This is a genomic window from Microbacterium sp. 22195 (assembly GCF_052056515.1).
Lineage (GTDB): Bacteria > Actinomycetota > Actinomycetes > Actinomycetales > Microbacteriaceae > Microbacterium.
On record NZ_JBQEPE010000003.1, the window covers coordinates 365,549 to 385,150 of the forward strand.

General features: G+C 70.0%; 24 protein-coding genes. 12 read left to right on the forward strand and 12 right to left on the reverse strand.

All coding sequences use genetic code 11. The features are described from left to right. The first annotated feature begins 43 nt into the window (after window positions 1–43). Together ACTJJ4_RS12330 and ACTJJ4_RS12335 are read left to right on the forward strand one after the other, a co-directional pair. Window positions 44–232, forward strand: coding sequence for a DUF3073 domain-containing protein (locus ACTJJ4_RS12330; RefSeq protein WP_285629825.1), 189 nt, complete (start codon window positions 44–46; stop codon window positions 230–232). Between the two features lie 95 nt (window positions 233–327). Next, on the forward strand, window positions 328–1,152 hold the full coding sequence (locus ACTJJ4_RS12335; protein WP_440943588.1) for an MOSC domain-containing protein: 825 nt from the start codon (window positions 328–330) through the stop codon (window positions 1,150–1,152). Window positions 1,153–1,168: 16 nt separating this feature from the next. On the opposite strand, the gene ACTJJ4_RS12340 is transcribed toward ACTJJ4_RS12335, so the two are convergent. Genes ACTJJ4_RS12340 through purM form a run of 4 tightly spaced genes read right to left on the reverse strand, consistent with a single transcriptional unit; the run spans window position 1,169 to window position 5,292 of the window. Next, the gene (locus tag ACTJJ4_RS12340; protein ID WP_440943589.1) at window positions 1,169–1,369 is read right to left on the reverse strand and encodes a hypothetical protein; all 201 of its coding nucleotides are present in this window, start codon (window positions 1,367–1,369) and stop codon (window positions 1,169–1,171) included. 33 nt (window positions 1,370–1,402) lie between these two features. Beyond that, window positions 1,403–2,704 carry an MFS transporter gene (locus tag ACTJJ4_RS12345; protein ID WP_440943590.1) on the reverse strand — a complete coding sequence of 434 codons (1,302 nt, stop codon included), beginning with the start codon at window positions 2,702–2,704 and terminating at the stop codon, window positions 1,403–1,405. Further along, window positions 2,701–4,167, reverse strand: coding sequence for an amidophosphoribosyltransferase (purF, locus tag ACTJJ4_RS12350; protein WP_440943591.1), 1,467 nt, complete (start codon window positions 4,165–4,167; stop codon window positions 2,701–2,703). Before purF ends, ACTJJ4_RS12345 begins: the two co-directional genes overlap by 4 nt. A 6-nt stretch (window positions 4,168–4,173) precedes the next feature. Next, window positions 4,174–5,292 (reverse strand): phosphoribosylformylglycinamidine cyclo-ligase, encoded by a 1,119-nt coding sequence (gene purM / locus ACTJJ4_RS12355; RefSeq protein WP_285629818.1) that lies wholly within the window; start codon window positions 5,290–5,292, stop codon window positions 4,174–4,176. A 243-nt stretch (window positions 5,293–5,535) separates the two neighbouring features. Here purM and ACTJJ4_RS12360 point away from each other — a divergent pair, with 243 nt between their 5' ends. The 3 genes from ACTJJ4_RS12360 (at window position 5,536) to ACTJJ4_RS12370 (ending at window position 7,399) form a co-directional block, all read left to right on the forward strand. After that, window positions 5,536–5,832: a hypothetical protein gene (locus tag ACTJJ4_RS12360; protein ID WP_440943592.1), complete on the forward strand. Its 297-nt coding sequence runs from the start codon at window positions 5,536–5,538 to the stop codon at window positions 5,830–5,832. Between the two features lie 155 nt (window positions 5,833–5,987). Further along, entirely contained in the window at window positions 5,988–6,587 is a 600-nt protein-coding gene (locus ACTJJ4_RS12365) for a zinc-binding alcohol dehydrogenase (protein WP_440943593.1), read from the forward strand. A 113-nt stretch (window positions 6,588–6,700) separates the two neighbouring features. Beyond that, window positions 6,701–7,399: a YceI family protein gene (locus tag ACTJJ4_RS12370; protein ID WP_440943594.1), complete on the forward strand. Its 699-nt coding sequence runs from the start codon at window positions 6,701–6,703 to the stop codon at window positions 7,397–7,399. Between the two features lie 22 nt (window positions 7,400–7,421). On the opposite strand, the gene ACTJJ4_RS12375 is transcribed toward ACTJJ4_RS12370, so the two are convergent. Both ACTJJ4_RS12375 and ACTJJ4_RS12380 read right to left on the reverse strand, forming a co-directional pair. After that, window positions 7,422–7,739, reverse strand: a complete 318-nt coding sequence (locus ACTJJ4_RS12375) for a potassium transporter Trk (RefSeq protein ID WP_440943595.1) — start codon at window positions 7,737–7,739, stop codon at window positions 7,422–7,424. Between the two features lie 79 nt (window positions 7,740–7,818). Beyond that, window positions 7,819–8,175 (reverse strand): sterol carrier family protein, encoded by a 357-nt coding sequence (locus ACTJJ4_RS12380; protein ID WP_440943596.1) that lies wholly within the window; start codon window positions 8,173–8,175, stop codon window positions 7,819–7,821. Window positions 8,176–8,315: 140 nt separating this feature from the next. On the opposite strand from ACTJJ4_RS12380, the gene ACTJJ4_RS12385 reads away from it, so the two are divergent. From ACTJJ4_RS12385 to ACTJJ4_RS12400, 4 genes are all read left to right on the forward strand, one after another. Then, a complete protein-coding gene (locus tag ACTJJ4_RS12385) occupies window positions 8,316–9,005 on the forward strand; it encodes an NUDIX hydrolase (RefSeq protein WP_440943597.1) in 690 nt (229 codons plus the stop codon). A gap of 231 nt (window positions 9,006–9,236) precedes the next feature. Beyond that, a complete protein-coding gene (gene purD / locus ACTJJ4_RS12390; RefSeq protein ID WP_440943598.1) occupies window positions 9,237–10,514 on the forward strand; it encodes a phosphoribosylamine--glycine ligase in 1,278 nt (425 codons plus the stop codon). Between the two features lie 47 nt (window positions 10,515–10,561). After that, the gene (locus ACTJJ4_RS12395) at window positions 10,562–11,020 is read left to right on the forward strand and encodes a winged helix-turn-helix transcriptional regulator (protein WP_440943599.1); all 459 of its coding nucleotides are present in this window, start codon (window positions 10,562–10,564) and stop codon (window positions 11,018–11,020) included. Then, complete coding sequence (locus tag ACTJJ4_RS12400; RefSeq protein ID WP_440943600.1) at window positions 11,017–12,333, forward strand: MFS transporter; 1,317 nt, start codon at window positions 11,017–11,019, stop codon at window positions 12,331–12,333. Before ACTJJ4_RS12395 ends, ACTJJ4_RS12400 begins: the two co-directional genes overlap by 4 nt. Here ACTJJ4_RS12400 and ACTJJ4_RS12405 read toward each other — a convergent pair. From ACTJJ4_RS12405 to ACTJJ4_RS12415, 3 genes are read right to left on the reverse strand one after another with little or no spacing between them, the layout of a single operon-like run. Continuing rightward, window positions 12,330–12,854, reverse strand: a complete 525-nt coding sequence (locus ACTJJ4_RS12405; RefSeq protein ID WP_440943601.1) for a GNAT family N-acetyltransferase — start codon at window positions 12,852–12,854, stop codon at window positions 12,330–12,332. The genes ACTJJ4_RS12400 and ACTJJ4_RS12405 overlap by 4 nt on opposite strands. Window positions 12,855–12,897: 43 nt before the next feature. Beyond that, entirely contained in the window at window positions 12,898–13,338 is a 441-nt protein-coding gene (locus ACTJJ4_RS12410) for a hypothetical protein (protein ID WP_440943602.1), read from the reverse strand. Next, window positions 13,325–13,519: a helix-turn-helix transcriptional regulator gene (locus tag ACTJJ4_RS12415; RefSeq protein ID WP_292699901.1), complete on the reverse strand. Its 195-nt coding sequence runs from the start codon at window positions 13,517–13,519 to the stop codon at window positions 13,325–13,327. Before ACTJJ4_RS12415 ends, ACTJJ4_RS12410 begins: the two co-directional genes overlap by 14 nt. Before the next feature lie 110 nt (window positions 13,520–13,629). On the opposite strand from ACTJJ4_RS12415, the gene ACTJJ4_RS12420 reads away from it, so the two are divergent. After that, window positions 13,630–14,115 carry a hypothetical protein gene (locus ACTJJ4_RS12420; RefSeq protein ID WP_440943603.1) on the forward strand — a complete coding sequence of 162 codons (486 nt, stop codon included), beginning with the start codon at window positions 13,630–13,632 and terminating at the stop codon, window positions 14,113–14,115. A 74-nt stretch (window positions 14,116–14,189) separates the two neighbouring features. Here the strand turns inward: ACTJJ4_RS12420 and ACTJJ4_RS12425 are convergent, their stop codons facing one another. The 3 genes from ACTJJ4_RS12425 to ACTJJ4_RS12435 form a co-directional block, all read right to left on the reverse strand. Continuing rightward, on the reverse strand, window positions 14,190–15,728 hold the full coding sequence (locus ACTJJ4_RS12425; RefSeq protein ID WP_440943604.1) for a DHA2 family efflux MFS transporter permease subunit: 1,539 nt from the start codon (window positions 15,726–15,728) through the stop codon (window positions 14,190–14,192). A gap of 67 nt (window positions 15,729–15,795) precedes the next feature. Continuing rightward, the gene (locus ACTJJ4_RS12430; RefSeq protein ID WP_440943605.1) at window positions 15,796–16,413 is read right to left on the reverse strand and encodes a PadR family transcriptional regulator; all 618 of its coding nucleotides are present in this window, start codon (window positions 16,411–16,413) and stop codon (window positions 15,796–15,798) included. A 63-nt stretch (window positions 16,414–16,476) separates the two neighbouring features. Further along, complete coding sequence (locus ACTJJ4_RS12435; protein WP_440943606.1) at window positions 16,477–17,043, reverse strand: GNAT family N-acetyltransferase; 567 nt, start codon at window positions 17,041–17,043, stop codon at window positions 16,477–16,479. Between the two features lie 51 nt (window positions 17,044–17,094). On the opposite strand from ACTJJ4_RS12435, the gene ACTJJ4_RS12440 reads away from it, so the two are divergent. After that, window positions 17,095–17,958 carry a phosphoribosylaminoimidazolesuccinocarboxamide synthase gene (locus ACTJJ4_RS12440; protein ID WP_440943607.1) on the forward strand — a complete coding sequence of 288 codons (864 nt, stop codon included), beginning with the start codon at window positions 17,095–17,097 and terminating at the stop codon, window positions 17,956–17,958. Between the two features lie 256 nt (window positions 17,959–18,214). Then, window positions 18,215–19,561, forward strand: coding sequence for a uracil-xanthine permease family protein (locus ACTJJ4_RS12445; protein ID WP_440943608.1), 1,347 nt, complete (start codon window positions 18,215–18,217; stop codon window positions 19,559–19,561). The last annotated feature ends 41 nt before the right edge of the window (window positions 19,562–19,602 follow it).

Sequence of the window (19,602 nt, forward strand, 5' to 3'; positions counted from 1 at the left end):
GTCGCACAGCCCGCTGCTGAACTCGTAAAAGGGGGTCTCGCGCATGGGCCGTGGCCGTCAGAAGGCGAAGCACACCAAGATCGCTCGCGAACTCAAGTCGTACAGTCCGAACGTGAACTTCTCCGCACTGGAGAACGAGCTCGGGCACCCCTCCTCCGAGGAGGACCAGTACGTCGACAAGTGGGCCGACCAGTACGAAGACGAGGACGAGGACGAGCTGGAACGGGCCTGATCCCCTCCCTCGCACGACCAGACACCCTGGCGACCGGCGCCCGCCGAGTCGACCAGGGTTTCGTCGTACCCGTCAGCCGATGACACAATGGCCGGATGCCCCGCGTCGCAGCCCTGTACCGTCATCCGATCAAGGGGTTCACGCCCGAACAGTGCGCTGAACTGACCATCCAGCCCGACGGCCGCGTCGCCGGTGACCGGGTGCTGGCCTTCCGCTTCGCAGATGCCGCGGAACCGGAGCAGCGCGACGGCCTGGACTACTGGCCGAAGTCGAAGGGCCTGGCGCTGGAGTCGTTCCCCTCGCTGGCCACCCTGCGCGTGGCTTTCGACCACGAGGCGCAGCGCGTGCGGATCACGCACGACGACGCCCTGCTGGTCGACGTGGTCCTGGACGACGAGGGTCGCGCGGAGCTGGTCGAGATCGTGACCGCGTTCGTGCTCGACTCCCCGGAGTGGAAGCTGCTGCAGCGCGAGGGCCGCCTGCCGCTGGCGCTCGTCGGCGACGGCGAGCGCTCCCGGTTCCAGGACAGGGCACGCGGTTTCGTCTCCGTGCACAGCGAGGCGAGCATCGACGCGCTGAGCACCGCGCTGGGTCAGACGGTGGATGACCGCCGGTTCCGCTCGAACGTCGTCGTCGAGGGGGCGGATGCCTGGGATGAACTGGCGTGGGCCGGCGAGGTGCGCATCGGGGATCTGCGTTTCACCGCGGAGGGACCGATCGTGCGATGCCTGGCGACGCACGCGAACCCCGACACCGGCATCCGGGATGCCAAGGTGCTGACGACCCTGACCCGCGGGGTCGGGCTGCCCGAGCCGACGCTCGGCCGCCTGCTGCTCCTGGACGGCGTGACCGGCTCGATCGACGACACCGGCGGCGCCGGCGGCGTGATCCGCGTCGGCGACGAGGTGACGATCGGCTGAGCGGGGCCTGAGAGCATCAGGGCGCCGAGCGCTTGCGGCCCAGGATGCCACGGAACCAGCCGGACGTGCTGACGGCGTCGGCCACCGTGCCGCCCGCCAGATAGCCCGCTGTGGCACCCATCACCGTCGCGTAGCAGTCGTCGCAGAGCACGCGGGTGGCGGTGCGCCTGCCTTCGCCGCGGAAGCGCTTCCCGCACTGCTCGCAGACCGTCCTCATGCGAGTCAGTGTCGCATACGCCCCGGGTGCGCGTCACCACGCCCCGTGGCGGCGCTCCCATTCGTCCTCGACCGTGCGGCGGCGACCGGCGATCATTCCGGCGGGGATGCTCGCGACGAGCATGGCGCCGACGACCAGCAGCGGGATCGTCCAGCCGCCGGTCGCGTCGTGCAGCACGCCGACGAGGACAGGGAAGATCGCGGCGAGCACGTAGCCGACGCTCTGCACGAAGCTCGAGAGCAGCACGGCGCTCTCCGGCGTGCGGGAGCGGATGCTGATCAGCACCAGCGCCAGCGGGAACAGCAGCCCGACCAGGCCGAACAGCACCGTCCAGAGCCACAGCAGTCCCGGCAGCGGCGCGAGCAGCAGACCGAGGATGCCGATCATGCCGCCGATCGCGCCGACCAGGAACAGCGGCCGGGTGGCATGGAACCGCACCACGAGCACGGGGATGAGCAGTGACGAGGGCAGGCCCACGAACGCGAACAGCGACAGCAGAAGACCCGCCGTCGACGCGCTGACGTGCGCGACCTCGACCATGATCACCGGGAGCCAGGCGAAGGCCACGTACGCCATGATCGACGACGTCCCGAAAGTGAGCGCGAGCGCCCACACCAGCGGGATGCGCGCGAGACGGGCGAACAGGCGACGGCTGCTGGGCGAGGTCGCGATCGGTCCGGTCGCGGCGAAGTCGGGGCCCTCGGGCACGTCCTCCGCGATGGCCGGGCGCGTCACACCGGGAACGGCGGGATCGGTCGCGCGTCTCATCAGCATGATGAGCCAGGGGATCACTCCCGCGGCGGCGAACACGGCCCACATGGCCAGCGAGAAGCGCCAGCCCACGGCATCCGCCACCGGCACGGCGACCAGCGGCGGCACGAACGTCGAGCACGCCATCGCCGTCGTGTACAGCGTCATCATCAGGCCGATGCGGTCGGGGAAGTACTTCTTCACCAGCGGCGGCATGAGGATGTTTCCCATCCCGACACCCGCGAAGATCACCGCCGTCGCGAGCACCAGACCGACCGACTCCCCGACCAGACCGCGCAGGATCAGCCCCGCGGTCATGGCGCACAGTGCGATCACCGTGAGCCGTTCGATGCCGAGCCGCCGCTCGAGGAGCGGTGTGATCAGGCCGAACACCGCGAAGCACACCGGCGGCAGCGTGCCGATGAGCCCGAGCACCGCCGAGGACAGCGGGAAGTCCGCGGAGATCTCATGGATCACCGGAGACAGGGATGCCACCGCCGAACGCAGCGAGAAGGCGCACAGCAGGATGCCGAGCACCGCGAGCGCGCGCCCCTGCCAGAGCGGCCGTGCGCCCGACGTGGTCACGACGACTGCGACTTCTCGACCCACTCCAGGTACTCGGGGGTCACGGTTCCGGTGACGTAGCGTCCGTCGAAGCAGCTCATGTCGAGGTCGGTCAGGTCGGTGCCCTCGATGATCGCGGACTTGAGGTCCTCGACCTCCTGGTACACGATGCGATCGCAGCCGAGCTCCTCCGCGATCTCGGGGATCGTCCGGCCGTGCGCGACCAGCTCGGCGCGGGAGGGCATGTTGATGCCGTACACGTGCGGGTGGCGCACGGGCGGGGCCGCCGAGGCGAAGATGACCGACTTGGCGCCCGCGTCGCGCGCCATCTGGATGATCTGGGTGCTGGTGGTGCCGCGCACGATCGAGTCGTCGATCAGCAGCACGTTCTTGCCCTGGAACTCCGCCGACATCGCGTTCAGCTTCTGCCGCACGCTCTTCTTGCGCACCGCCTGGCCGGGCATGATGAACGTGCGCCCCACGTAGCGGTTCTTGTAGAAGCCCTCGCGGTACTCCTTGCCGAGTTTGCGGGCGACCTCCATGGCCGAGGGGCGCGAGGAGTCCGGGATCGGCATGACGACGTCGATCTCGTCCAGCGGCACGTGCTTGGCGATGGTGTCAGCCAGCCGCTCGCCCATGCGCAGCCGCGACTCGTACACCGAGACGCCGTTCATGATCGAGTCGGGGCGGGCGAGGTACACGTACTCGAACGCGCACGGGATCAGCTGCGGGTTCTCGGCGCACTGCCGGGTGAACAGCTCGCCCTCGTTGGTGATGAACACGGCCTCGCCCGGCTCGACCTCGCGCACCACCTCGTAGTCGGCGTTCTCGAGCACGAGCGACTCGCTGGCGACGACCCACTCGTCCTCGGTCGCGCCTTCTCGGCCGGCCCGGCGGCCCAGGATCAGGGGACGGATGCCGAACGGGTCGCGGAAGGCGAGCAGGCCGTACCCGGCGATGATCGAGATCACGGCGTAGGCGCCCTCGATGCGCTGATGCGTGCGGGCGACCGCCTCGAAGATGCGCTCCGGATCGAGGTCGACAGCGGAGGTGGTGGCCTGCAGCTCGTGCGCGAGCACGTTCAGCAGCAGCTCGGTGTCGCTGGAGGAGTTCAGGTGACGGCGGTCGCGCTGCGCCATGTCGGCGGTCAGCTCACGCGTGTTCGTGAGGTTGCCGTTGTGGATCAGCACGATGCCGTAGGGGGCGTTCACGTAGAAGGGCTGCATCTCCTCCTCGCTGGAGGCGGTGCCCTTCGTGGCGTAGCGCACGTGACCCAGGCCGATGTTCCCGAGCAGCGAGCGCATGTCGCGGGTGCGGAACGCCTCGCGCACCATGCCCTCGGCCTTCGCCATGTGCATGACGCCGTTCGGCTCCGCCGTGGCGATGCCGGTGGCATCCTGCCCGCGATGCTGCAGCAGCAGCAGCGCGTCGTAGATGTCCTGATTGACGGGGCCGCCTGCGACCATTCCGACGATGCCGCACATGGGGTGTTACTTCGTTCCGTTCGCGTAGGCGCCGACCAGGCGCACAGCTCCACCATCGACGCCCTTGGCGCCCTCTTCGAACTCGCCTGCCGGCCGCGCGCCGGTGTGCACCGTCGCGACCTGCCAGGCGGGGATGCCCTGCGCCTCGATCGCGGCGATGGCAGCATCCTTCTGCTCCGCCGCGACGACGGCCAGGAAGCCGATGCCGAGGTTCCACGTGCCCTCGGTGTCGGTGATCGGGGTGCCGGCGATGTCGGCCAGCACGCGGAACACCGGGCTCGGCGACCAGGTCGACCGATCGACCTCGGACCAGCTGCCCTGGGGCAGCACGCGGGCGAGGTTGGCGGCGATGCCGCCGCCGGTCACGTGGCTCAGCGAGTGGATGGCACCGGCGGGCAGCTCCTCGATGAGCTTCAGCAGCGGCGTCGTGTACAGGCGGGTCGGCTCGAGCAGCGCCTCGCCCCAGGTCGTGCCGAGGTCGGCGGCGTTGTCGCCGTAGCCGATCCCCGCGTTCGCGACGATGTGCCGCACGAGCGAGTAGCCGTTGGAGTGCAGGCCACTGGATGCCAGCGCGATCACCGCGTCGCCGTCCTGCACGCGGTCGGCGCCGAGCACAGCATCCGCCTCGACGACACCGGTGGCCGCGCCCGCGACGTCGTAGTCGCGCGGGCCGAGCAGACCGGGGTGCTCGGCGGTCTCGCCGCCCACGAGCGCCGTGCCGGTGGCGGAGCACGCCTCGGCGATGCCGCGCACGATGTCGGCGATGCGCTCGGGGACGACCTTGCCGCAGGCGATGTAGTCGGTCATGAACAGCGGCTTCGCGCCCACCACGACGATGTCGTCGACGACCATGCCAACCAGGTCCTGCCCGATCGTGTCGTGCTTGTCGATCGCCTGTGCGATGGCGACCTTCGTGCCCACGCCGTCGGTGCTGGATGCCAGCAGCGGACGCGTGTAGCCGAGCAGGGCGCTGGCATCGAACATGCCGGCGAATCCGCCGACTCCGCCGAGCACCTCGGGCCCGTGCGTCGCGCGCACGGAGGCCTTCATGAGTTCGACTGCGAGATCACCGGCGGCAGTGTCGACGCCGGCCTGAGCATAGGGATTGGTGGGGGAGGCTGCCACCCGTACAGCCTACCGGGCCGGGCGCGTCACGAAGGTCGCCGATGCACCCGCCGGATGCCGTCGCGACGGATGCCGATCCGCCGGACGTGCTAGAGTATGTGGTTGCGCAAGTTTTCGCCGACTCTCACCCGGCGCAGCGCACGCCCCGGCCAGGGCACCCTCAAGGCTGGACCGCACCGATGCGATCCCCTCCCCGGCCATTGCGGAGGCGGCAGCGTGCCGCCCGCACACGAATCAAGAATCATGAGCAGTATCCACACTTCCGCGCGCTCCGGCGCGCCCCAATCTCCGACCGAACAGATCACCGACCTCTCCTGGCGACAGGCCGACGAGGACGTCTTCGTCGCGACCAACCGCGGCGAGTACGCGGGCTTCGTGACCGTCGAGCAGAACGTGCACGTGGTGCACGATAGCCACAGCCGCCGCATCGGCAGCTACCCCACCCTCGCCGCCGCCCGTCAGGCCCTGGTGGACGCCACGCGTCCCCCGTCCCGTCGTCGCGAGCGGCTGCGCCGCCGCATCCTCGAGCGCAGGCGCTGAGCGCCCCGCGCCCTCCGCGCCGTGGAGGGGGGGAGCCCCCTTCTCAGAATGGGGGTCCGCACCTGTTGGAGGGATGGGCCCCCGGCACGATCCCGACATGCGGAGACCCTCGAAGAGTCGGCGCGCGGCGGCGCCCGGCCCCATACGATGGGGCCATGAGCGACAAGCCGCAGTGGCTGATCCGCGAGGACGCCGGCACCTCGGTGCTGGTCGCCCTCGCGCTGCGCCAGCTGCTCGGCATCCGCGCGCCAGAGGATCTTCCCGCCCTGCGCGGACTCGAGGTGCGCCGGCCCGATGCCACCGATGTCGACGATGCGCTCGAGGCGCAGTGGCGCGAGTACTGGGACATGACCGTCGAACCGCGCGCACACCGCTCCGAGGTGCCCCTGGAGCTGGTCGACGGCTTCGACACCCTCGTGGCGCTGCCCACCACCGGTGCGGAGGATCTGCGCGACGCGATCGTGCCGCACGCCGCGACGGCTCTGCGCTATGCGCAGGATGCGCACAACCGCTACGTCGACTCGGTCAGCTCCTCGGGCGGCGCCTACCGCGCGTACGCCAGCGCGATCGCCGAGTTCGAGCGGGAGATCGGTCGGCGCGCGCATTCCTTCGAACTGAATGTGCAGGTGCTGCCGTTCAGTCAGCGGGGGATCTGGTGGATCGGCGCCCTGAGCGTCGCCGTGACCGACGGCCTGCGACGCGACGTCGTCGCCTTCGACGCGGCCATGCGGCCCGTGATCGCGGAACTCGCCTGAGCGGCGCCTATGGTTCGGCTGGCGGAAGCCTATGCAGTCGCCGGATACCGGCATATCTCCCCGGTGGAGGCGGTTTCATTGTCGCGAACACTCCTCCACGACAGGACACTGCCATGAAGAAGCGCACCCGCATCACTCTGATCACCGCCGGCATCGCGGTCGTCGCGATCGGCGCCGCCGCATTCGCCGGCCCGATGATCTACCGCGACTATCTGGTCGCCCCCGCCGAATCGGCACCGACGCTCGCCCCCGCGTCGCCCACCGAAGCGGGCGCGACCATCGCCCCGGAGGATCTGCAGGGGGAATGGAGCGTGGGCGAGGGCTCCTTCGCCGGCTACCGCGTGGACGAGGTGCTGAACGGCACCGACGTCACGGTCACGGGACGGACAGAGAAGGTGTCCGGATCGCTGACCGTGTCCGACTCCTCGCTGACGGCTGCGCGCATCGAGGTCGACGTCGCGTCGATCGCCACCGACTCCGGCAGCCGTGACAGCTACTTCCGCAACACCGCGATGCGCGCCGGGCAGTTCCCCACCGCGACGTTCGAGCTGACCGAGCCCGTGGTCGCCGACGGCATCCCCCAGCCCGGCGTCGCGCAGAAGGTGAGCGCGAAGGGCGAGCTGACGCTCGCGGGCGTGACGCGTGCTGTGACGGTGGAGCTGGATGCCGTGCTGCACGGAGCCGCCGGACAGGTGGCGGGCAGCATCCCGATCACGTTCTCCGACTTCGGCGTGGAGGCGCCGAACCTCGGGTTCGTGAAGGTCGAGGATGCTGGCGCGGTGGAGTTCTCGCTGCAGCTCGTGCGGAGCTGACCGGCTTCTCCTGCTGCCGGGCTCAGTTCTCGGGGTCGGTGATGCGCTCGTGCTCGACCCGCACGATGCGCTCGTGCTTGCGCGCCATCCGCTCCAGGATCAGCGCGACGAGCCCGCCGACGGCGATGCCGATCGGGACGGTCCACAGCAGTGCGAAGCCGAACACCTGCCCTGGCGGGTAGACGATGTCGAGCACTTCGGACTTCTCGTAGCTGCCGACGGCGGTGAGGATGCCGGCGACGATCACGCCGAGAACGGCGCCCAGGCCCAGGAACACGCCGAAGCGCGGGACCGGGCGGATGCGGGCCTCGGTCGTCTCGTGCTCTGCGCTCTGCGACATGCCTCCATTGTCCCACGCTCCGCATATGCGTGGCCCCCGGGCCCCGTTCAGCGGCAGCGACGCCCGGCTGGCGAGCACGTCAGGTGCGCAGCGGGAGCAGGTCGGAGAGATCGGCGCGGACGCCGGATGCCGAGACGCGGCCTGCGGCCACGGCATCCGCCCAGGTCTGCGTGCCCGTGGCGACCGCGACCCAGGTCGCGGCATCCATCTCCACGACGTTCGGCGGGGTTCCGCGGGTGTGCCGCGGGCCCTGCACGACCTGCACGGCGCCGAACGGCGGGACGCGCACCTCGACGCTGTTGCCCGGCGCCTTCTCGTCGAGCAGCTGGAGGAGGTAGCGCACGGCCGTCGCGGTCACCGGGCGCGCGGTGTCGCCGGCCTCGACCGCGGCGAGCGCGGCGCGGCCGTCAGCGATCTCGATCCTGCGGGCGGGCATGGCTCCAGGCTACGCGCTCCACAACTCCGGAGATCCGGCTCGTCCGCGAGCCGGAACCCCGTGATCCGGATGTTCGGCACGCGCTTTTCCGGAGCAGTGTCCGGCGCTTCCTCGGCACCGCGGGCATAGGGTCGATAGGGATGAGCGAGACAGCCGAGAACACCGAGACTCTGCGCGGTGCGCGCGCGGAACTGCTCACGGCGGCGGACCGTGCGGGCGAGTGGACGCCGCGCTTCCCGATGACCGTGAGCGATCCGCATCCGGCATCCGTGCTGATCCTGTTCGGGCGGCTGGACAGCATCCCCGCCCGAGCCGACGACCTGACCGTCGCGGCCGACCTCGACGTGCTGCTGCAGCGGAGGGCGGCGACGCTGTCGTCGCATCCCGGCCAGGTGTCGTTCCCCGGCGGCGGCCGTGACGCCGAGGACGCGGATGCCGTGGCGACCGCCCTGCGCGAGGCGCGCGAGGAGACGGGACTCGACCCGGACGGGGTCGAGGTGCTCGCCGCGCTCCCGGAGATCCCGCTCGCGGTCAGCAACTTCATCGTGACGCCCGTGCTCGGCTGGTGGCGCGAGCCGTCGCGGGTGGCCGCCGTGGACCACGCCGAGACCGTCGAGGTGTTCCGCGTGCCGGTGGCGCAGCTGCTGGACCCGGCGAACCGGTACACGTCGACGCTGACCCGCGACGGGATGACCTACAAGGGTCCGGCCTTCGACATCGACGGCACGATCGTGTGGGGGTTCACAGCCGGCATCCTGAACGCACTGTTCGACGCGACCGGCTGGGCTCTCCCCTGGGACCCGGCCGTCGAGCGGCCGGTCACCGTCTGAACCCTCCGCGGGCTGAGCCCGCCGCGCAGGTCGCAGTACGTCCCGCTTTCCCGCGACCTTTCCAGGACGAATCGCGACCCGGAGCGACGGGAGGATGTCGATCCAGGACGAATCGCGACCTGGAGCGACGGGAGGATGTCGATCCAGGACGAATCGCGACCTGGAGCCGCCGGCGCGCGAGCGCAGGCATCGACGGTAACCCGGCATCACCCCGCCGGTAGGCTTGCGGGCATGAAGATCCTGGTCCTCGGTTCCGGTGCGCGAGAGCACGCGATCATCCTCTCCCTGCGGTCGGAGGAGACCGAGCACGAGATCTTCGCGGCGCCCGGCAACGCCGGAATCGCGCAGGATGCCACGATCGTCGACCTCGACATGTTCGACGGCGCCGCCGTCGCCGCGTTCGCGAACGAGCGCGGCGTCGACCTGGTGGTCGTCGGCCCGGAGGCCCCGCTGGTCGCGGGCGTCGCGGATGTGGTGCGCGAGCGCGGCATCCCGGTGTTCGGCCCCGGGAGGGCCGCTGCGCAGCTGGAGGGTTCGAAGGCGTTCGCGAAGCGGATCATGGATGCCGCGGGCGTGCCGACCGGACGCGCCGTGCGCGCGGCATCCGTCGCCGAGGTCGAGGCCGCGTTCGACGAGCTCGGCGCACCTCACGTCGTCAAGGCCGACGGGCTCGCGGCGGGCAAGGGCGTGATCGTCACGACCGACCGCGCTGAGGCCCTCGCGCACGCCGAGCACTATCTGCCCTCCGGCCCCGTGCTGGTCGAGGAGTTCCTCACCGGGCCCGAGGTCTCGCTGTTCTTCCTCAGCGACGGCGACACGGTGCGCCCCCTGACCCCCGCACAGGACTTCAAGCGCGCGCTGGACGGCGACGGCGGCCCGAACACCGGCGGCATGGGCGCGTACACGCCGCTGCCGTGGCTGGCCGAGCAGTTCGGCAGCGTCGACGCGTTCGTCGACGAGGTCACGGAGACCGTCGCTCTGCCCATGATCCGTCAGCTCGACTCCGAGGGCACGCCGTTCATCGGCCTGCTCTACGCGGGCCTCATCCTCACCCCCGCGGGCGTGCGCGTGATCGAGTTCAATGCGCGCTTCGGCGACCCCGAGACCCAGGTCGTGCTCCCCCGGCTGCGCACCCCCCTGTCGCGGCTGCTGCTGGCGTCGGCATCCGGCACCCTCGAGGACGAGCCGCGACCCGAGTTCTCCGACGATGTCGCCATCACCGTCGTGCTCGCCAGCGAGGGCTACCCCGAGGCGCCGCAGACGGGACGCATGATCGAGGGCCTCGCCGAGGCGGCATCCGTCGACGGCGTCTCGATCGTGCACGCCGCCACGGGTGCGCCGGACGCACCCGGCGGCTCGCTCATCGCCACCGGTGGTCGTGTGCTGAACGTCGTCGCCACCGGCGCCGACTTCTCGGATGCCAGGGCGCGCGCGTACGAGGCGATCGGCCGCATCCGCCTCGACGGCGCCCACTACCGCCACGACATCGCCGCGCGCGTCGCGCAGTGATCAGCTGAGGGCTTGACATCGGCCACTTTCTTCAAGAAAGTAGCCGCATGGCCCTCCGCTCCGACTGGTCGACTGCGACCTGTCCCATCGCCCACTCCGCCGACGTGCTCGCTGACCCCTGGGTGCTGTTGATCCTGCGCGAGCTCTTCTCGGGTCGCTCCGGCTTCGACGAGTTGCGCGCGGCGACGGGTGCCGCCGATTCCGTGCTCGCGCGCCGGCTCAAGCAGATGATCGCCAGCGGCTTGATCACAAAAGCCGAGGGGTACTCGCTCACGGATGCCGGCTGCCGGACCTTGCCGATCCTGCACGCCTACGCACGCTTCACCGAGGCCGTCGATCCCGGCGATCGGTGGGGATTGACGGTTACCTGCGGGCGGTGCGGCGCGACCGCCGAGTCCGCCGACTGGTGCCCCGCCTGCAACGCCCCGCTGGACGCCGAGAGCACCCGGTGGGCCCGCCGCAGCATGGGTGACGCCCCGTTCCCGCTGATCAGGGCGAAGGCATGACCGGGACGCAGGCGCACGAAGACGCCGCGCCCGCAGCGCGCGAGACCGGCCGCCGCCGCATCCACCCCGCGTGGATCGTCGCGCTGGTCGCTCTGGTCGCTCTGATCGGCGCGGCCGGTTTCCGCGCCGCACCCGGCGTGCTGATGATGCCACTGCATGAAGAGTTCGGCTGGTCGATGGCTGAGATCTCGCTCGCCGTCACGATCAACCTCCTGCTCTACGGGCTGGTGGCACCGTTCGCGGCGGCTCTGATGCAGCGCTTCGGCATCCGTCTGGTCACCGTGATCGCCCTGATCACCATCAGCGCCGGATCCGCGCTGACCGTCTTCGTGGACTCGCCCTGGCAGCTGATGCTCACCTGGGGAATGCTGATCGGCGCCGGCACCGGCTCGATGGCGCTGGTCTTCGCGGCAACCATCACGGATGCCTGGTTCATGCGCCGGCGCGGGCTCGTCTCCGGCATTCTCACGGCGGGCAGCGCCACCGGGCAGCTGATCTTCCTGCCGGCGATGGCCTTCGCCGCCGAGGCTCACGGGTGGCGGATCGCGTCGCTCATCGTAGCCGCCGGAGCATTCGCCGTGGCGCCGTTGGTGCTGATCTTCCTGCGTGATCGACCGAGTGACATCGGCGCCGCCCGCTATGGCGAGCCCGCTGACGCCACCCCGGCACCGCGGCCGACCGGAGGTGCCGCCCGGCTGGCCCTCACGGCGCTGCGCGACGCAGCCCGCACCCGCACCTTCTGGGCGCTGGCAGGCGGGTTCGCCATCTGCGGAGCCACCACGAACGGTCTGGTCGGAACGCATTTCATCCCGAGCGCGCACGATCACGGGATGCCGCAGACGACGGCAGCCGGCCTGCTCGCCGTCGTCGGCATCTTCGACATCGTCGGCACCGTGTTCTCGGGCTGGCTCACCGACCGCGTCAACCCCCGCATCCTGCTGGGTGTCTATTACGCCCTGCGCGGTGTCGGACTGGCGTTCCTCCCGACGCTTCTCTCGGCCGAGGTGCAGCCGAGCATCGTCGTCTTCATCGTGATCTACGGACTCGACTGGGTCGCGACCGTGCCGCCCACGATCGCGCTGTGCCGCGAGGCCTTCGGCGAGCGGGGGCCGCTTGTCTTCGGCTGGGTGTTCGCCGCCCACCAGGTGGGCGCAGCGATCGCGGCCACTCTGGCGGGCGTCGTGCGCGACCAGACCGGTCACTACACCGTCGCATGGCTGTCGGCGGCCGGACTGTGCGTGGTGGCCGCGGTCGTCAGCATCAGCATCCGTCGTTCAGTCCGCACCGCGGACAGGGCGCGAGCCGCGCGCTAGAGGGCGATCCAGTACTGCCGGACGAGCTTGCCGTCCGGGTTCTCGACCTTCCCGGTCAGCACGCCGCCGGCACCCTCGATCGTGCGGTAGGAGCCGGCGTTGTCGTCATCGCAGGTGAGCATCACGCGCTCGTAGCCCTGCGCACGGGCACGGTCGACGACGAGATTCAGCGCGGCGCGGGCGATGCCCTCGCGACGCCGGGAGGGGCGCACCGAGTAGCCGATGTGACCGCCGTAGCCGCTCAGCCAGTCGTTGAGTTCGCGACGGAACGCGATGAAACCGACCACCTCGCCGTCGTCGGTGATCCAGAAGTAGTCGCAGGGCACGTGTCCTTCGGGCAACTCGGCATCCGCTCTGCCGTACAACTCCGCCTTCGCGATGAACTCCTCGCACGCGGAGCGATCAGGGAGCACACCGAGATGGAGTCCCGCTCCGTCGATGTGCACGCCGCCGAACTCGGCGACGGTCGCAGACCAGGAGTCGAAGAGGTCCAGGGACGGGGAGGCGAGCGCGATCGTCATCCGCCCATCCCATCACAGCATCGCGCCCTCGGAGGACCGGCGCTCAGCCCCTCCGCACGTAGTACCAGTTCGCCAGGAACCAGCACGCGGTCAGCGCAAGGAACAGCACGATGCTCGACCAGCGCGAGATCGGGTCGGCGCGGATGATCACGTGCAGGATCAGCTGGCCGGCGCCGAGCACCATTGCGACCACGCCGACGGCGGCGAGTCCCTTCACGGCCGCGGCACGGTCCCTCTCGTCCGCGTACTCCAGGGCGTTCACGCGCTCGAGATCGCCCGAGCTGCCGCGCCGGGCGAAGATCGCACCGAGTCCGCCTCCGATGCCGCCGAGCAGCAGCGCCGTTCCGGTGATCGACTGCCCGAGCACGAAGCAGACGAGCGATCCGACCGTCATCACTGCGACCAGCACCGTGTTGACGGGCGACATGGGCCAGTTCGGGCGGCGCGCGCTCTCGGCGCTCTCGCCGGCGTCATCCATCGACATCGAAGACCTCCTCCACGGTCGATCCGAAATGCCGCGCCAGGTGCACGGCGAGCGTGAGCGAAGGGTCGTAGCGGCCGGTCTCGATCGCGTTGATCGTCTGGCGCGAGACGCCCACCGCGGTCGCGAGGGCCTGCTGGGAGATCCCCTGCTCCGTCCTGAGCTCCTTGACCCTGCTGCGCACGTCCTCCACCGTAGGGCCACGCACCCAGGATGTAAAGCTCACTTGACATGAGACGAAAATGTAAAGCATGCTTGTCATGTCAAACACGCTTTACACATCCGGAGGCAACCGTGCACGAGGCACTCGTCGATTTCATCCAGTCCCTTCCCGTCTGGCTGCAGTGGTTGGGCGGAATGGCCGCGGCCGCGATTCCGTTCGTCGAATCGCATTTCGGCACCCTGATCGGCGTCATCGCCGGCGTCCCGCTGCCGATCGCGATGCTGGCCGCCATCGCCGGGAACGCGGTCTCGATGCTCGCCTTCGTGTTCGCGGCCTCTGCGGCGCGGCGGAAGGTTCTGGCGCGCCGCACCCCTGCAGAGGCCGCGCCGGAACCGACTGCCCGCCGTCAGCGGGTCAAGCGGATGCTGGATCGCTTCGGCGTCCCCGGCGTCAGCCTGCTCGGACCGATGGTCGTGCCGAATCAGTTCACGTCGAGCATCCTCGTCTCCCTCGGGGCGAACCGCACGGTGGTGATCGTCTGGACGAGCATCTCGATCGTCCTGTGGTCGATCATCTTCGCCCTGCTCGGGCAGCTCGGCCTCGCCGTGCTGAGCTGAGCACCGCTCCCCGCGTGCGCACACGACGAGGGCCGCCCTGGCATGAAGCCGGGCGGCCCTCGTTTCGTGCGGGATCAGCGCAGTTCGTCGGCGCTCTTCCCCTTGTAGCGGCCGATGAAGAGGGCCGCGATGAGCGCGATGACCATCACGCTGACCGGCAGCAGCATCGACTGCGACATGCCGGCTGCGAAGCCGTCGGCCACCGCCTCGGGCATCTTGCCACCGCCGCCGAGCCCGGCAGGAGCCTGGTCGAGTCCGGGAAGGTTCGCCTCGAGCCGCGCCTGCATGAACGCGGCGATGGCCGAGGAACCGACCACGGACCCGATCGTGCGGGTGGTGTTGTAGATGCCTGCACCGGCGCCCGCCTGACGCGGCGGCAGGTTGCGAGTCGCTTCGGTGGCCAGCGGCCCCCACATGCCCGCGTTGCCGATGCCCAGCAGGGCGGAGGGCAGCAGGAACATCCAGGTCGGGGTGTCCATGTTCATCAGCGAGGAGTTCCACAGCACCCCGCCGGCCACGCACAGCAGGCCGGGGATCAGGATGAAGCGCGGGTCGACCTTGTCGAGCAGCGAGCCGGCGAGCGGCGCGAGCGCACCCGAGATGACCGCCATCGGGATCATCAGCAGCGCGGCCTCGGTCGGGGTCAGGCCGCGCGCCAGCTGCAGGAAGAACATGAACGGCAGCGACATGCTCGTCACGGTGAATCCGACCGCGGCGATGCCGAGGTTGGACGCCGAGAAGTTGCGGTCGCGGAACAGCCCGAGCGGTACGAGCGCCTCGCTCTTCGTCTTCCACTGCTGCAGCACGAACACGATGAGCAGCAGGACGCCGGCGACGATCATCCCCCACACGGTGATGGGCCCGGTGATGACGCCCCAGTCGTACTTCTGCCCCTCCTGCAGCCCGAAGACGATCAGGAACAGGGCCGCCGCGCTGAGCACGACGCCGATGTAGTCGAAGCGGTGCGGATGCGTCTGCAGCTTGGGCACGAACACCCAGGCCAGCACGAAGCCGATGATGCCGACGGGCACGTTGATGTAGAAGATCCACTCCCAGCCGAACGCGTCCACCAGCAGGCCGCCCAGCAGCGGCCCGACCAGCGTGGCGACGCCCGCGGTCGCGCCCCACAGGCCCATCGCGGCGCCGCGGCGCTCCGGCGGGAAGGTGCGGGTGATCACGGCCATGGTCTGCGGCGTCATGAACGCGGCGCCGAGTCCCTGCACGGCGCGGAAGGCCACCAGCATGCCCAGCGAGGTCGACAGCCCGCACGCGAGCGACGAGAGCGTGAAGATCACCAGACCGATCAGGTAGATGTTCTTCGGCCCGAACCGGTCGCCGAGGCGTCCGGTGATCAGCAGCGGAACCGCGTAGGCCAGCAGGTAGGCGCTGGTGACCCACACGACGTTGTCGAGGTTGTTGGTGTCGGGGTCGAGCGCGGCCTTGATGGCCGGGTTCGCGACCGAGACGATCGTCGTGTCGACGAGGATCATGAAGAAGCCGATGACCAGCGCCCAGAGGGCGGGCCAGGGGCTGCGCGGCTTGTGGCCGTGCGCGTAGGTGCCGGTCGACGGCCCGCTGGTCGCGGATGCCGGAGACGGCGTGGGATCTGTCATGGGCGTGATGCCTTTCGCTGTGCGGTGCTGCCCGCGGTGAATGTCTTCGAGGTTCGGATGCCGGGGGTCATGCCGGGTCGGGATCGGATGCCGCGACGCCGGGCGCCCGCGCGAGGCGGTCGCCCACCCAGGCGAACCCGGGGTCGGCAAGGCGCTCGAGCAGCCCGGCGCTCCAGCTGAGCTCGCCGCTCAGCATCGCCACGTGCCGGTCCACCTCGATGAGGAACTGCTCGGAGACGCCGCGGGTGCGGGCCAGCTCGAGCTTCTCGCGCAGCTCATCCCGCTCCTCGCGGAGCGCCTCGTGCCGCGCGCCGAGGAGCTCGACGACCTCGGTCCGCGGCAGGTTGTGGGCCTCGGCGAGCGCGACGCGGAACTCCGCGGCGCGATCGGCGTTCCCGAGTCCCCTGCGCACCCAGTCGGTGAGCACGGGGAGCGCTGCAGGCTGGAGCGTGTAGGTGGTGCGCTCCGGACGGTTGCCGTCGCGATCGACGCCCGCCTCGGCGATGAGCCCGTCCCGTTCGAGCCGGGAGACCGTGTGATAGAAGGTGCCGTTACTGACGCGCACCATGCGATCGTCCCGCCGCTTGCGCAGGAGTCGCATCATCTCGTACGGATGCATGTCGCCCTCGTTGAGCAGCGCGAGCACGATCGCGCCCAGCGGCGTCAGCTTCACGGCATCCGACATTTATCCCACCCCGACTAGTCCATATGGACTATATCATCTTCTCGCCTGCGGACCGAGGACGGATCAGTGCAGAGCTGTCGCGAGCTGCGCATCCGTCAGCGCGCGATCCGCGTAGACCAGCCGAAGGACTCCGGGGTCCGGATTCCCTGCGTCCGGCGCGCGGTGCACGAGCGCCAGTCCGACCTTCTCGGCGACGGCCGCCGATGCGCGGTTGTGCTCGACGAGGTACGCGATGACCGGCGTCTCCGGCCGCAGGGCGCGTGCCGCGTCCAGCGCCGCGCGCGACAGCTCCGTCGCGTAGCCGCGACCGTGGTGGTCGGCGGACATGCGGTAGCCGAGGTTCCAGACCGCGGCGTCGGCCTGCTCCCCTCCCGCGCCGATCAGCGAGCACCCGCCGCTGCCGATGACCTCGTCGGTGCCGTGCAGGCGAACGATCCAGGAGGCCAGCCCCACGGCGTCCCACCCCGCCCGCCATCGCGCGACCATGCTCTCGCTCGTCGAGCGCTCGGCGTGACGCAGGCTCGGATAGTGCTGCCAGACCCGCGGATCGGAGTAGATCCGGTGGATCGGGTCGACATCGGCATCCGTCGGCGGTCGCAGGGTCAGTCGGTCGGTGCGCGTCTCGTCCATCGGCTCGACAGTACGCGCGGCCTCCGACATCGCGGATGCCACAATGGACGGGTGAGCGAAGCACTGAGCATCCCCGGCTGGCGGCACATCTACTCCGGCAAGGTCCGCGACCTGTACGCCTCGGAGGATCCGGCCGACACGCGGCTGCTGGTCGTGGCGTCCGACCGGGTGAGCGCCTTCGACTTCGTGCTCTCCCCCGGCATCCCGAAGAAGGGCGAGCTGCTCACGTCGCTGAGCACCTGGTGGTTCCAGCAGCTGGCGGACGTGCCGAACCACATCGCCGAGGGCGAGATCCCGGATGCCGTGGCCGGCCGCGCCATGCTGGCGATGGCGCTCGAGATGCTGCCGATCGAGTGCGTCGTGCGCGGGTACATCACCGGCTCCGGCTGGGCCGAGTACGTGCGCAGCGGCACCGTCTGCGGCATCCCGCTGCCCGCCGGCCTGAAGAACGGCGACCGGCTGCCCGAGCCGCTGTTCACCCCCGCCTACAAGGCGCCGATGGGCGAGCACGACGAGAACATCACCTTCGAGAGGGTCGTCGAGCTCGTGGGTGCGGAGCGCGCAGCCGAGCTGCGCGACACCTCCATCGCGCTGTACACGCGCGCCGCCGCGATCGCCGAGGAGAAGGGCCTGATCCTCGCCGACACCAAGTTCGAGTTCGGAACGGATGCCGACGGCACCCTGCGCCTCGCCGACGAAGTGCTCACCAGCGACTCCTCCCGCTACTGGGACGCCTCATCGTGGCAGAACGGCGCGACGCCGGACGAGCGGATGGCCAGCTTCGACAAGCAGATCGTGCGCGACTGGCTGGCCGCGAACTGGGACAAGCAGGGTGAGCCGCCCGCGCTGCCCGAGGAGATCGTCGAGCGCACCGCCGCCCGGTACCGCGAGCTCATCGAGCGCCTGGCCGGCTGACGCGCCACGGCTGGGCATCGGCCGCGCCGGGCATCCGCACCGCCGGGCATCCGCCACCGGCACCTCGCCGTTCCACTCCGGGGGTCGACACGCCACATTCCGGACGAATCCGCTGGAAGCGTCCGAAATCTGGCGTGTCGGCCCCCGATACGTGCGTGGGATGCCCGCGGAATCCGGCCCTCGGCAAGGGACACCCCCGCGATAGGGTTTCCTCGGCCCTGATCCGGACCCGCCGCCCTACTCCTGAGGAGCACCCATGCCGCTGTGGAAGATCCACGGTGACGGTCGCACCGTCGCGCCCGACGCCGTCGTCCGCCCCGAAGAGCGCCTGAACTGGCCCGCCACCATCGCGATCGGCGTGCAGCACGTCATCGCCATGTTCGGCGCCACGTTCCTGGTGCCGATCCTCACGCACTTCCCGGTGCCGACCACGCTGCTGTTCAGCGGTGTGGGCACGATCCTGTTCCTGCTGGTCACCCGAAACAGGCTCCCCAGCTACCTCGGCTCGTCGTTCGCGTTCATCGCGCCGGTGACGGCAGCGACCGCCGCCAACGCGACGGGCGCCAGCGACGGGATCGGCTCGGCTCTCGCCGGCATCGTCGCCGTCGGCATCCTGCTGGCGATCATCGGCGTGGTCGTGCACACTGCGGGCGTGAAGTGGGTCGACCGCTTCCTGCCGCCGGTGCTGGCGGGCACCATCGTCGCGCTGATCGGGTTCAACCTTGCCGGCGCCGCGCACGGCAACTTCGCGCAGGCTCCGATCACCGCAACCTTCACCCTGGCCGTCACGATCCTGTTCGCCGTGGTGTTCCGCGGATTCCTGGGTCGCATCTCGATCTTCCTCGGCGTGATCGCGGGGTACATCTTCGCGGGCATCCGCGGAGAGCTCGACTTCAGCAAGGTGGACAAGGCCGCCTGGGTAGGACTTCCCACCTTCCACCTGCCGGACTTCGTCAGCCCCGGCACCTGGGCGGTGATGGCGATGTTCCTGCCGGTGGTGCTGGTGCTGATCGCCGAGAACGTCGGTCACGTGCGCGGCGTCGCGACAATGGTCGAGGACCCGAAGATCAACGAGAACACCGGCAAGGCGCTGATCGCCGACGGCATCTCGACCACGCTCGCGGGCTTCTTCGGCGGATCGGGGACCACAACCTACGGCGAGAACATCGGCGTCATGGCGTCCACGCGCGTGTACTCCACCGCGGCGTACTGGGTCGCCGGCATCACCGCCATCCTGCTGAGCATGTCGCCGAAGTTCGGCGAGGTGATCAACTCCGTACCCGCCGGCGTGCTGGGCGGCATCACGACCGCGCTGTACGGACTGATCGGCGTGATCGGCATCAAGATCTGGGTCGACAACAAGGTCGACTTCTCGCGCCCCGTGAACCAGTACACCGCGGCCGTGGCCCTGATCATGGCCGTCGGAGGCTTCCAGATCACGGGCGACAACGGCTTCGTACTGGGCGGCATCGTGATCGCCACGGTCACGGCCATCATCATCTACCACGGCGGCAACGCCATCGCACGGCTGCGCCGGACCGGCGCCGACGACCCGAAGCCCCTCGCGGCCGTGGGTGCGCTCGGCGGCGACCCCGAGTCCTGAGTCCGGCCTGAAGGGCCTCGGATGCTGCGCACAGCGGCATC

Coding starts and splice junctions, on each gene's coding strand:
- ACTJJ4_RS12400 (WP_440943600.1), top strand. CDS start 11,017: ATGACCGGGACGCAGGCGCACGAAGACGCCGCGCCCGCAGCGCGCGAG.
- ACTJJ4_RS12445 (WP_440943608.1), top strand. CDS start 18,215: ATGCCGCTGTGGAAGATCCACGGTGACGGTCGCACCGTCGCGCCCGAC.
- ACTJJ4_RS12425 (WP_440943604.1), bottom strand. CDS start 15,728: ATGACAGATCCCACGCCGTCTCCGGCATCCGCGACCAGCGGGCCGTCG.
- ACTJJ4_RS12370 (WP_440943594.1), top strand. CDS start 6,701: ATGAAGAAGCGCACCCGCATCACTCTGATCACCGCCGGCATCGCGGTC.
- ACTJJ4_RS12360 (WP_440943592.1), top strand. CDS start 5,536: ATGAGCAGTATCCACACTTCCGCGCGCTCCGGCGCGCCCCAATCTCCG.
- purD (WP_440943598.1), top strand. CDS start 9,237: ATGAAGATCCTGGTCCTCGGTTCCGGTGCGCGAGAGCACGCGATCATC.
- ACTJJ4_RS12375 (WP_440943595.1), bottom strand. CDS start 7,739: ATGTCGCAGAGCGCAGAGCACGAGACGACCGAGGCCCGCATCCGCCCG.
- ACTJJ4_RS12340 (WP_440943589.1), bottom strand. CDS start 1,369: ATGAGGACGGTCTGCGAGCAGTGCGGGAAGCGCTTCCGCGGCGAAGGC.
- ACTJJ4_RS12380 (WP_440943596.1), bottom strand. CDS start 8,175: ATGCCCGCCCGCAGGATCGAGATCGCTGACGGCCGCGCCGCGCTCGCC.
- ACTJJ4_RS12435 (WP_440943606.1), bottom strand. CDS start 17,043: ATGGACGAGACGCGCACCGACCGACTGACCCTGCGACCGCCGACGGAT.
- ACTJJ4_RS12410 (WP_440943602.1), bottom strand. CDS start 13,338: ATGTCGATGGATGACGCCGGCGAGAGCGCCGAGAGCGCGCGCCGCCCG.
- ACTJJ4_RS12365 (WP_440943593.1), top strand. CDS start 5,988: ATGAGCGACAAGCCGCAGTGGCTGATCCGCGAGGACGCCGGCACCTCG.
- ACTJJ4_RS12330 (WP_285629825.1), top strand. CDS start 44: ATGGGCCGTGGCCGTCAGAAGGCGAAGCACACCAAGATCGCTCGCGAA.
- ACTJJ4_RS12430 (WP_440943605.1), bottom strand. CDS start 16,413: ATGTCGGATGCCGTGAAGCTGACGCCGCTGGGCGCGATCGTGCTCGCG.
- ACTJJ4_RS12385 (WP_440943597.1), top strand. CDS start 8,316: ATGAGCGAGACAGCCGAGAACACCGAGACTCTGCGCGGTGCGCGCGCG.
- ACTJJ4_RS12405 (WP_440943601.1), bottom strand. CDS start 12,854: ATGACGATCGCGCTCGCCTCCCCGTCCCTGGACCTCTTCGACTCCTGG.
- ACTJJ4_RS12395 (WP_440943599.1), top strand. CDS start 10,562: ATGGCCCTCCGCTCCGACTGGTCGACTGCGACCTGTCCCATCGCCCAC.
- ACTJJ4_RS12335 (WP_440943588.1), top strand. CDS start 328: ATGCCCCGCGTCGCAGCCCTGTACCGTCATCCGATCAAGGGGTTCACG.
- purF (WP_440943591.1), bottom strand. CDS start 4,167: ATGTGCGGCATCGTCGGAATGGTCGCAGGCGGCCCCGTCAATCAGGAC.